The organism is Macrococcus capreoli, assembly GCF_025628935.1.
In the GTDB taxonomy this organism is placed as follows: domain Bacteria; phylum Bacillota; class Bacilli; order Staphylococcales; family Staphylococcaceae; genus Macrococcoides; species Macrococcoides capreoli.
The window spans coordinates 49,495-61,778 of record NZ_JAOTIS010000005.1 but is presented as its reverse complement, the minus strand read 5'-3'; the positions used below and the strand labels follow the sequence as shown (position 1 = coordinate 61,778).

The following is a 12,284-nucleotide window of genomic DNA, read 5'->3' as shown; positions in this document are numbered from 1 at the left end:
ACATTGCTTAATAATCTGCCTGGTAAAAAATTTTATATTGCTGTCGATCGACTTTCATTAACCGCTTCAATACTTTATATAACTGATCAATATATTCAAAGTAGACGAATCCATATTCATAACTCCCGAAGAATGGCCCATAATAGACTGGTAATGCTTTTTCTGCAACGTTTGCATTCATACGAATCGCATTGACTTTGAACATTAAATGCGAAATGTCTTCATCCGTTATTTCAATTGAACATGGGTTATCTAAATCATATTTCATATCAAAGTAACCATGCAATGCATTAAATTTCCTGAAATATGAAAACTCTATCATCTCATTTGTTTCATTATCCATTAAATAAATATACATATCTAATCCCACTATAACTTTCTCCTTTCTTTCAAACTGGTGAATTCACCATCACCAATAATAATATGGTCCAGCAAATCGATACCGACGAGTTCACCGACATTTACGAGTCGTCTCGTCACTTCAATATCTTCATAACTCGGTTCAGCACACCCCGACGGATGGTTATGCACCGCAATGATATTAGCAGCACTGCGTTTAATTGCCTCACGAAATATTTCTCTCGGATGGACAATTGAAGCATTTAATGAACCGATGAAGACAGTATGTTCATGAATGACATAATTTTTCGTGTTTAACATGAGAATCATAAAATGCTCCTGCGTTAAATAGCGCATGCGTTCCATCAGTAAATCAGACACCGATTGTGGTGACGTGATGCGTACCTTCTCTTCAGGCGAATGTGTATGCATTCGTTGGGCTAACTCCACAACTGCCAATATCGTAGCCGCCTTCTTATCCCCAATACCTTTAATTTGTGTGAGTTCCTGAATCGTTAAGTACCTTAAATCTTTAATACTATCGACTTGATTTAATATATTGTCAGACACTTGATACACTGTTTCATCACGAACGCCACTCCCAATAATAAGTGACAATAATTCTTGGTTAGTCAGTTTATCCGGACCATAAATCATTAATCGTTCACGTGGTTTATCAATATCCAGTGCAAAATCAATCATTATACAAATCCTCCAAAATACAATTTCTTTATCGCATCGTAAAGTAGTATGACAACAAAAAATGCTGCAGTAATAAACGGTACTAGTGGTATGCGTTTAAGGTTTGATTTGTAACTTAAAAATACAATACAAGCCAGACCACCAATTAAATAGGTTATGAAAAAAAGTGCAATGAAAAATGGAATAGGTAGAAAGATAAGTAGAATTGAAAAAAGTTTAATATCACCATAGCCAATACTATTTGTTAGAAAGAAAAATAAATGTAGAAGGATAATCATTAATAATTTATATAAAATCGTCATCATATTGATCGTTAAATTAAAAGAAATCATTTCGTTATAATAGTCATGTATATTAGTAATTAATAAAATTAACATTAAAATGAGTAACATAAAATTAGGTATCTTCATACGTTCAGTATCATAAATCGCAAGTGGAATTAATATAATTGTTATCGTGTATAATAAAGTATTGTCTAGTGCTGGATTAAAATAAATTAGCATTAATGCACAACCTGTTGAAATTTCACTGATAATATACTTACTGCTTAACTTTACACCACAATAATGACAGCGTCCCCGCCTGATAAAGAAAGATAACACAGGTATCAAATCAATAATATTCAGCTGATGATGACAACTTTCACATTGTGATTTGCGTAATAAACTCCATTCTTCATACGTCAAACAAAGCATAAACGAACCAATGAATGCCCCTGTAATAAATAACAACATTAACGTATTTGACTCACCACATGAGTTCCTCCTTTCAATATTTTCACATTGACTATATAACAAGATTAAATTGTTGTAAAAATGCAGCAATTCAATTTTGAAAGCAATTTTAGTGCAAAAATTAAAAAATAAAGTCCCAAAATTAAAATATTGCATTAAATTGCTGCAATTTTTTAATTTTGGGACAAATTTCGCTTTTAGAAAAAATATGCGATAATGATTAAACTTGACAAAATGATATTGTTAAAATAATACCCTATTGTGCATGTTTTTTCAGCTTATCTTTAACTGTACTAATAAAATACAAACTGCCGGTGACGATTAGTAAATCTCCGTCATACGTTTTAATAAAATCACCATAGTCTTTAATTTTCACTTTCTTTTCGTGCTCAACACTTTCATAGATTGTATCAACGGGTAATGCTTTCGGAAAGTCAAAGTCTGTAACATAAAATGTATCTGCAATCTCTTCTAATGATTTAAGCATTCTTCCAATAGGTTTGCCATCGATAGCCGAAAATAACACATCGATGGTTCTATCTGGATAATGTTGCTTCATCGTCGCTACTAATACATCAATCGATTCTTTATTGTGCGCACCATCTAAAATGATAGTTGGCGATTCCTGAATCGTTTCAATTCGACCTGTCCATGTCGTAGCTTCAATTGCTTCTATCATCTTATTAAAGTCCAGCATAATCATGCCACGGTCAAACATTTCTAATAAGGTTGCAATCGCAAGTGACGCATTTTCCTGTTGATGTGCACCAATCATTTTAAGCTCAATATTTTCTAATTCGTAATCTTTATATCTAAACGTAAATTCTTTTCCGTTTGACACACATTGAATATCACGATTTAATTTAATACCTTTCACATGCTTTTCTTCAACTACAGCATTGATATATGCTTTTGCTTCATCATGATGTACGGCAAATACTAACGGAACACCTGTTTTAATTACGCCAGCTTTCTCTTTCGCAATGTCTAAATAAGTGTCACCTAATATATTAGTGTGATCTAAACCTATACTCGTCAATACTGTCATGATTGGCATAAACACATTCGTCGAATCATTTTTCGCACCTAGACCGGCTTCAACAATCACGAAATCAACGGGATGAATTTGTCCGAAATAGACAAACATCATCATCGTTATAATTTCAAATTCAGTCGCTACGCCTAAATCCGTTTCATCATGCAGCATTTCACTGACTGGCTTTACAATACTGACTAATTCAACAATTTCATCATTTGATATGGGTAATCCATTTAAGCTGATGCGTTCATTAAATGTTTCAATATAAGGCGAAGTAAATGTACCTACTGTATAATTATTTGCCATTAAAGCATTTTTTAAATAACTGACCGTAGAACCTTTTCCATTAGTACCTACAACGTGAATACCATTAATTTTACGTTCAGGATGATCTAACTTTTCAAGCATCCATTCCATTCGCTTAATGCCAGGCTTTATTCCAAATTTATAGCGTTCATGAATCCAGTATAAACTCTCTAAATAATTCATATGATTACTTCCCGTTCAATTGATTTAATCTTGCCTGAACACTTTCATATTTCTCTGTATAAAGTGCTTGTTTCTCTTTTTCTTCATTAATAATTTTTTCTGGCGCTTTACTAACAAATTTTTCGTTACTTAATTTTTTATTAACACGATCTAATTCTGACGACCATTTTTTCAGTTCTTTCTCAAGGCGTTCAATTTCTTTTGCCATATCGATTAATCCTTCTAATGGTAATACAACAAGTCCACCTGTAACAGCAGTTGTCATGACTTCTTCCGGCACTTCAATATCAGTATTAATCGTTAATTCACTTGGATTACAGAAACGTTCAATAAATGGACGTTCAGTTTCCAGTCGTGCAGCAATTTCAGCACTATTCGTCTTAATCATCATTGGAATTTGTTTGCTCATTGGCGTATTCACTTCACTACGTGTATTACGTACGGCGCGAATAATCTCCATTAATTGTTCCATATCTTTCTTACTTTCCAGATTTGAAAGTTCAGGACGAACAGCTGGCCAGCTTGCCGTAACAATTGAATCACCTTCAACCGGTAAGTTCTGCCAAATACTTTCCGTTACGAATGGCATAAACGGATGCATCATACGCATAATTGCATCTAAAGTATACGCTAAGATAGAACGCGTCATTTGTTTCGCAGCTTCGTCTTCACCATTCATCGGAATCTTACTCATTTCAATGTACCAGTCACAGAATTCATCCCAAATAAAGTTGTAAAGGACACGACCAACTTCGCCGAACTCATATTTATCAGCAAGGCGCGTAACTTCTTCAATTGTTTCATTAAGTCGCGTTAAGATCCACTCATCTGCTAATGATTTGTTACCTTCTAAGTTAATATCACTAGCTGTAAAGTTTTCACCGATATTCATTAAACTGAAACGTGATGCGTTCCAAATCTTATTAATGAAATTCCAGGTTGCCTCGATCTTCTCTGTTGAATAACGTAAGTCCTGACCTGGGGTAGAGCCTGTCGCTAAGAAGTAACGTAAGCTATCTGCACCATATTGTTCGATAACATCCATTGGATCAACACCGTTACCTAATGATTTACTCATTTTACGACCATCTTCTGCACGCACTAATCCGTGGATCAATACTTCATTAAATGGTTTCATTCCAGTAAACTCAATCCCCTGGAAGATCATACGTGCAACCCAGAAGAAAATAATATCATAACCCGTTACAAGTACATTGGTTGGATAGAAGCGTTTAAAGTCTTCTGCATCAACATTTGGCCATCCTAACGTAGAGAAAGGCCATAACGCACTTGAGAACCATGTATCTAACACATCTTCGTCTTGTGTCCAGTTTTCGATATCTGCAGGTGCATCTTTACCAACATAAAGTTCACCTGTTTCATTATGATACCATGCAGGAATTTGATGTCCCCACCATAATTGACGTGAAATACACCAGTCATGAATGCCTTTCATCCAGCGATTGAACGTCCCTTCAAAACGTGGGGGTACGAATTCAATTTTATCATCTGTCTTCTGGAAATCTAATGCTTGTTCCGCAAGCGGTGCCATCTTCACAAACCATTGTTTAGAAAGATATGGTTCAACAATTGCGCCACTACGTTCACTGTGTCCAACCTGGTGCATATGTTTCTCAATCTTTATCATGAATCCTGCTGCTTCTAAATCAGCAACAAGTGCTTTACGACATTCAAAACGATCCAAACCAGCATATTTACCGGCTAAGTCATTCATCGTTCCATCTTCATTCATTACGTTAATACGTTCTAGGTTATGTCTGTTCCCAATCTCAAAGTCATTCGGATCATGAGCTGGTGTTACTTTCATTGCACCACTACCGAAGTCCATTTCAACGTAGTCATCACCTAAAATTGGTAACTCACGCTCAACAATCGGTAAGATAACTTTCTTTCCAATCACTGCTTTATAACGCTCATCTTCAGGATGTACAACGACAGCTGTATCACCTAATAAAGTTTCAGGTCGCGTTGTTGCGATTTCAATAAAGCCGTCTCCCTCTGCATAAGGATATTTAATATGATAGAACGCACCTTCAACTTCTTCATGAATTACTTCGATATCGCTCAGTGCCGTACGTGCTGCAGGATCCCAGTTAATGATACGTTCACCACGGTAAATTAATCCTTTTTCGTACATCTTAACAAATACTTCTTTTACCGCTTCACTTAACCCTTCATCTAATGTGAATCGTTCACGTGAGTAATCTAAACCTAATCCAAGTTTTGCCCACTGGCTACGAATGAAACCAGCATATTCTTCTTTCCATTCCATCGTATGTTCTAAAAATTTTGCACGACCAATATCATGACGAGAAATACCTTCCTCACGTAACTTCGCTTCAACTTTTGCCTGAGTTGCAATACCTGCATGATCCATACCAGGTAAATATAGCGTATTATAACCTTGCATACGTTTCATACGTGTAATGATATCTTGTAATGTTGTATCCCATGCATGACCGATATGTAATTTACCCGTCACGTTCGGTGGTGGAATTACAATTGTAAATGGCTTTTTATTATCATCTTCTGTCGCTTTAAATAAACCTTTATCTAACCATTCCTGGTAACGTCCTTGTTCTACTTGTTGCGGATTATATTTAGTATCCATTTCAATGCCTCCAAATTAAATAAATTTCCTTAATCATTCCTACAAAAAAATCCCGTCCTATAACAATAGGACGGGATGACCGTGGTACCACCTAAATTCAGCTGACGCTGCACTCATGTCGATTATCGCTCGAAACACGTGTATATCTACTTAAGTAAATGTTCAATATACATTTTAAGTCAGGCTACCTTCGTTTAATTTCAATGTGCATTCTCACCAACCATGCACTCTCTTATATATCCATTAAATTACTCTTCCTGTAAGAATATTGAGTTACCGTTATTGTATAAGAATTTAAATGGACTGTCAATGTACATTACTTTTATAATGTTTGATTACGCCACTTCAAATATAAAGACATCAACGGTGTGACTGCAAGTAAAATAAAGAAAATTCTAAAGATATGATAACTTGAAATCATTGCGACATTTGCACCGGTCTCTAAAGCGACAATTACGATTTGAGCCATACCTCCTGGTGCTGCACTTAAAAATACGTCATTAAATGGGTGATGCGTCATTACTGTAACAATAATCGACATCAAAATTGCACACATTATCAATAAAAAATTTTGTACAAAAATACCGATGAATAACTTTCTATTGATTTGACTGGATAAATCATACATTTGTAATCCAATTCTAATACCAAACAGTATTTGCGCAATATTGATTAAAGGCATCGGAACAGTAAAATTTTGTCCTGTTGATAAATTCCATATCACAATTACAAATATTGGCCCCAGCATATCAGGTACAGGTAAATGAATGATTTTAAAACAATAAATACTAACAGCAATAAATACAATGAGCATCATCATTTGATAGATATTTAATACATCATATATCGCCTTCGCCTGAGTAAGTTCAATAGGATGAATGTTGTGTGATGATAAACGTGAAATAAACGGTACAAACATAATCACAAATAATAAACGCGATGTTTGCGTTAAAGTAACGATTAATAAGCTTGCATTTTTATTTTCTTCAGCCATGACAATCATCTGGTTTAATGCACCAGGAATTGAAGAAAGGAGTGCAGTCTCTGTCGAACAACCGACAATTTTTTTAAATAATAATGAAATTACAATTGCACAAACTACAATCAAAACGCTTAATAATACAATGGATAAAAAATCATGCGCAATATCCCCTAATATTTCTTTCGTAAAAGAGACACCAATTTGTGCGCCTAAAATATATAATCCAATATCACTGATTCCTTTTGGCCAATAATACTGTACACGCGAATATTTTTTTAATGCGATTGCTGCACTGATCGGCCCAAAAAGCCACGGTAATATCATGCCGATAGACTGAAAGAACCATCCGAATATAAAACTCACGATAAACAAAATTAAATAAGGCATCATTTACACTTCCATTAATGTTGTTACTTTATACTATACAAAATATTGTACTGATGTTCCTGAGAAGCGCTCAAAAAATAGAATGAGACCTATTGCTTTGTCCTCTGACGATTTATAGCTTAAACGGCGGAACAGAATTTGCCACTGCGAAAAAAACCGAAAGAAAACTATAAATCAAAGAGCGATTTATGAGTTTCTTTCGGTTTTTTTACGAGCAGAACATTTCAGTCTCTGCCTCTTCGTACTATTTATGATGCTAAATCAAAATTTGTAATAACCGCTAAATCAAATGTTTTGATTGAAGCTTCTGTTGTTGCAGCTTCAGTCGTTGCTTTTTCTTCTGTAGTCGCTTTTTCAGTTGTTGCTTTTTCTTCTGTCGTTGCTTCTTCTGTTGTCGCTTTTTCGTTTGCATCATCTTTCTTATTGCAGAAACTTAAAGCAAGTACAGCTAATAAAGCAAGTAATAATAACGGTAATAACCATGCCCAAGGGCTTTTCTTTTTAGGTGTTCTTTCGATATGATCATGACCTACACGATCACGTTCTTCAACAACTACTTTTTCATGATGTTCACCTTCGCGTACTTTGCGACCATCTTTATATGTATCGCCATCCGCTTGATGTGTTACATGTGTGTTGTTACGATCTGTTTCAGAATTATAAATTACATCTCTGTCTTGATTATCTCTGATGTTATCATTTCTTTTGTTTGTCATAATAAATACCTCCCAAAATGAATTTGTGTAATCGAAAATTAATTACATAAATACGATAACCTCAAATGACCGATGATAAACATAATTTATGCAAATATATTTCTTAACGCTTTCAAAACGCTGTTATTACACTATTTTTTTATATAATTTTTTCTATATCTGTGTTAAAGACAGCCAACAATCGACCTAAAATTTCGCCAATATAACTATTTATTATGTTTTGAAAATAGATTGATGTAAATATAATTCAACACAATTTACAAGAAAAAAAACACCAAAAACTGTAATATCGTTTTTGGTGTTTGCATTATGTGTTTATACTTTTTTATTTTAAACTTTCCCTATTATTTTATTATTTTTTTAACTTTGCTAATGATAAATCAAAAGCATTTAACGTATTCGCAATATCCTCTTCAGTATGTTTCGTAGACATAAACATACCTTCAAATTGTGATGGTGGTAGGAAGACACCGTTATTCGCCATTTCTTTATACATCGCTGCAAATAATTTTAAATCTGATTTTGAAGCAATTTCAAAGTTAGTTACCTTTTCTTCGTTTAAGAAATATCCAATCATACTTCCTGCACGATTCACTGTAATCGGCACATTATGTTTACCAAATACATCATATAATCCTTTTTCTAACAAATCACCTAAATGATTAAAGTGATCATAACTTTCTTTCGTTAACTGGCTTAACGTGTAATATCCACCTGTCATTGCAAGTGGGTTACCGCTTAAAGTACCTGCTTGATAAATACTTCCTGCCGGTGCGATTTGCTCCATAATTTCTCGTTTACCACCGAATGCACCGACTGGTAAGCCTCCACCGATTACTTTTCCTAAACAAGTTAAGTCTGGTGTTACCCCGAAGTATCCTTGCGCACAGTTATAATCTACACGGAAACCTGTCATGACTTCATCAAAGATAAGTAACGCACCGTATTCAGTTGTAATGTCACGTAATCCTTGTAAGAAGCCTTCTACAGGTGGAACAACCCCCATATTTCCTGCTACAGGTTCAACAATGATACAAGCGATATCATCACCATATTTTTCAAACGCAAGTTGAACTGAATCTAAATCATTGTAGTGCACTGTAATTGTATTTTCAGCAGTGCCTTTCGGTACCCCAGGAGAATCCGGTAAACCTAAAGTTGCAACACCTGATCCTGCTTTAATTAATAATGAATCACTATGTCCATGGTAGCAACCGATAAATTTTAAGATTTTGTTTTTACCTGTATATCCTCGCGCTAAACGTAATGCAGCTAACGTTGCCTCAGTACCACTTGATACCATACGCACCATTTCCACAGAAGGTACACGGTCGATTACAAGCTTCGCCATTTCATTTTCTAACGTAGTTGGTGCACCGAAACTACTACCTTTTAAGATTGCTTTTTGAAGTTCGCCCGTCACTTTATCATCAGCATGACCTAAAATTAATGGTCCCCAGCTTAATACGTAATCAATATATTCATTGCCATCGATATCGTAAATTTTAGAACCTTTTCCGTGATCCATGAAGATTGGATCCATATCTACACTTTTAAATGCACGTACCGGACTATTAACGCCGCCAGGCATTAAATTAACTGCTTCGTTAAAAGCTGCTTGAGATTTAGAATAGTTCATTTTAATAGTCTCCTTTATCTAGGTAGTTACAAATATCTTTCGCGAAGTACGTAATAATCATATCTGCACCTGCACGTTTCATAGAAATCATCTGTTCCATCACAACACGTTCTTCGTCAATCCAGCCATTTGCAGCTGCCGCTTTCGTCATTGAGAACTCACCACTGACGTTATAAGCGACGATTGGTAAATTACTGTTGTTACGTACATCACGAATAATATCTAAGTAACTTAAAGCAGGTTTTACAATCATCATGTCGCAACCTTCTTTTTCGTCACTTTCAAGTTCACGTAACGCTTCTAAACGGTTCGCAGGATCCATTTGATACGTCTTACGGTCACCATGACTCGGTGCACTTTCAGCAGCATCACGGAAAGGTCCATAGAATGCTGAAGCATATTTAATACCATAACTCATAATCGGTACATTTAAGAAACCTGCTTCATCTAATCCTTTACGAATTTCAGCGACGAAACCATCCATCATATTACTTGGCGCTATAATATCTGCGCCTGCCTTCGCTTGTGATACCGCAGTCTTCACAAGTAATGGTAATGTTTCATCATTAATTACGTCATGCGTATGATCATCTAATACACCACAATGACCATGGTCAGTATATTCACAAAGACACGTGTCCGCTAAAATTAATAAATCTGGATATAATGATTTCGCTAAGCGTGTTGCTTTCTGAATGACACCATCATCATCAAATGCACCTGTACCACATGCATCTTTATGATTAGGAATACCGAAGAACATAATCGCACGAATGCCTAAATCATAAGCATTTTTAATTTCTTCTTCGACTATATTTAAACTCCATTGGTAAATACCTGGCATTGAAGGGATTTCTTTTTTTACGTCATCTTTTTCAACAACGAAGATCGGATAAATTAAATCTCGCTTCGCTACACTCGTTTCACGTACCATGTTTCTCATATTAATTGAAGAACGCAGTCTTCTATGACGATCAAAATTCATTAACATTCACCTTTTCTTTCATTTTCTATTTTAAGAATCGTATCAATCATGCTCTCTTTCGTTTCATACGCACTGACATAATGTGCAATACCGATACTTTCTAAAGCTTGACTCGTTACTGAACCAATGGCCATTACTGAAACAGCTTCAAACCACGCATGATTCTCGTATGCCAGTACGCTTGATGGTGACATAAACGTCACCCAATTCACTTTATTTTCTATGATTAAAGTTTCTGCTTTTAATAAATTGACTTTATTTTCTATCGGCATGTATAAATCAATTTTATCGACATTCGCACAACTTTTCAATGCATTGTACATTTTAGGCCTTGCTTTACTCGATACTGGTAAACACACATTTAATCCATCAAACCGATTATTCATTTCTTCAATAAAACATTCCTGATGAAATGCTGTTGGTACAAAGTCTACTGAATACCCATTTTGTTCGAGATAGGCTTTTGTTTTACTGCCAATTGCCGCAATTTTATCAAACTGTGTTGACTGATAGTTGTTAAAGAATATGTCTACTGCATTCTTACTCGTAAAAATAAGCCAATCATAATGAGGACGAATAGTCTGTATCGGTAAGGCCTGAATCCCAATCAACGGGAGATGTATTATCTCTACGCGTTCGTCCTTATACGGTTTACTATCTGTCATCAATACAATTGGCTTCATATTAACCATCCTCTAGTTTGATTGTGGTGTATTGTTTAAAGTTTCAATAATCTTTTGGGCGCCACTTTGTTGCATACTTTCAGCTACTTTCGCACCTAACTGAATCGGGTCAATACCGCGCTCAGTGATTTTATGTTTTTCTTTACCGTCTGGTGACATAATGAGTCCTGTGAACTCAATTTCATCTTCTTTCATATTCGCGTGACCGGCAATCGGTACTTGGCAACTCCCATCCATCAATCTTAAAAACTCACGTTCTGCTTGTGTACAAATTTCTGTTTCACTATTATGCACTGTAGCAAGCAATGATAACGTATCTAAATCGTCGATACGACATTCAATGCCTAATGCACCTTGTCCAATCGCTGGCAACATCGTTTCCGGGTCTAAATACTCAGTTACGACATCTGCACTCCAGCCCATACGATTTAATCCTGCTGCCGCTAAAATAATCGCATCAAAGTTTTCAGTTTCAAGCTTTTTTAGACGTGTATCGATATTACCACGAATCCATTCAATTTTTAGATGTGGATATTGATTTAACAGTTGTGCACCACGACGTAAAGAGCTTGTCCCAATGATCGCGCCTTCTTTTAAGTCTGCTAATTTGATATGTCCTTTTGAAATAAAAGCATCTCTTGGATCTTCACGATCTGGTATACATCCTAATGTTAAACCTTCCGGCAATTCACTCGGTACATCTTTTAAAGAATGTATCGCGAAATCTATTTCTTTATTGTAAAGTGCAGCTTCAATTTCTTTTACAAATAATCCTTTGCCGCCTACTTTTGAAAGTTGAACATCAACAATTTTGTCACCTTTCGTCACGATTTCTTTTATTTCTATTTCAACACCTGGATTTTTTGCTTTTAATAGATCGATAAATTGTTTACTTTGTGTCAATGCTAATTGACTGCGTCGTGAACCGACGATAAATTTTTTCATAATAGCCTCCAA

At 35.4% G+C, this 12,284-nt stretch carries 11 protein-coding genes and 1 other annotated feature; all 11 genes read right to left on the bottom strand.

Annotation, left to right across the window (positions count from 1 at the left end; genetic code table 11):
• Positions 1-7 precede the first annotated feature (7 nt).
• Positions 8-370, bottom strand: a complete 363-nt coding sequence (locus OCL94_RS05130) for a hypothetical protein (RefSeq protein WP_262995254.1) — start codon at positions 368-370, stop codon at positions 8-10.
• A complete protein-coding gene (gene radC, locus OCL94_RS05125; protein ID WP_262995252.1) occupies positions 370-1,041 on the bottom strand; it encodes a RadC family protein in 672 nt (223 codons plus the stop codon). The genes OCL94_RS05130 and radC overlap by 1 nt, the downstream gene beginning before the upstream one ends.
• On the bottom strand, positions 1,041-1,775 hold the full coding sequence (locus OCL94_RS05120; RefSeq protein WP_262995250.1) for a prepilin peptidase: 735 nt from the start codon (positions 1,773-1,775) through the stop codon (positions 1,041-1,043). Before OCL94_RS05120 ends, radC begins: the two co-directional genes overlap by 1 nt.
• 256 nt (positions 1,776-2,031) lie before the next feature.
• A complete protein-coding gene (locus OCL94_RS05115) occupies positions 2,032-3,303 on the bottom strand; it encodes a bifunctional folylpolyglutamate synthase/dihydrofolate synthase (protein ID WP_262995248.1) in 1,272 nt (423 codons plus the stop codon).
• Between the two features lie 4 nt (positions 3,304-3,307).
• On the bottom strand, positions 3,308-5,941 hold the full coding sequence (locus OCL94_RS05110) for a valine--tRNA ligase (protein ID WP_262995391.1): 2,634 nt from the start codon (positions 5,939-5,941) through the stop codon (positions 3,308-3,310).
• Positions 5,942-5,998: 57 nt separating this feature from the next.
• Positions 5,999-6,204: a binding site (T-box leader), on the bottom strand.
• A 53-nt stretch (positions 6,205-6,257) separates the two neighbouring features.
• Positions 6,258-7,307 (bottom strand): AbrB family transcriptional regulator, encoded by a 1,050-nt coding sequence (locus OCL94_RS05105; protein ID WP_262995246.1) that lies wholly within the window; start codon positions 7,305-7,307, stop codon positions 6,258-6,260.
• A gap of 245 nt (positions 7,308-7,552) precedes the next feature.
• Positions 7,553-8,020: a hypothetical protein gene (locus tag OCL94_RS05100; RefSeq protein WP_262995244.1), complete on the bottom strand. Its 468-nt coding sequence runs from the start codon at positions 8,018-8,020 to the stop codon at positions 7,553-7,555.
• Positions 8,021-8,372: 352 nt separating this feature from the next.
• Positions 8,373-9,659 (bottom strand): glutamate-1-semialdehyde 2,1-aminomutase, encoded by a 1,287-nt coding sequence (hemL, locus tag OCL94_RS05095; RefSeq protein ID WP_262995242.1) that lies wholly within the window; start codon positions 9,657-9,659, stop codon positions 8,373-8,375.
• A gap of 1 nt (position 9,660) precedes the next feature.
• Positions 9,661-10,644: a porphobilinogen synthase gene (gene hemB, locus OCL94_RS05090; protein ID WP_262995240.1), complete on the bottom strand. Its 984-nt coding sequence runs from the start codon at positions 10,642-10,644 to the stop codon at positions 9,661-9,663.
• Positions 10,644-11,327, bottom strand: a complete 684-nt coding sequence (locus tag OCL94_RS05085; protein ID WP_262995238.1) for a uroporphyrinogen-III synthase — start codon at positions 11,325-11,327, stop codon at positions 10,644-10,646. Before OCL94_RS05085 ends, hemB begins: the two co-directional genes overlap by 1 nt.
• A 12-nt stretch (positions 11,328-11,339) precedes the next feature.
• Entirely contained in the window at positions 11,340-12,272 is a 933-nt protein-coding gene (gene hemC / locus OCL94_RS05080) for a hydroxymethylbilane synthase (RefSeq protein ID WP_262995236.1), read from the bottom strand.
• Positions 12,273-12,284: the final 12 nt, after the last annotated feature.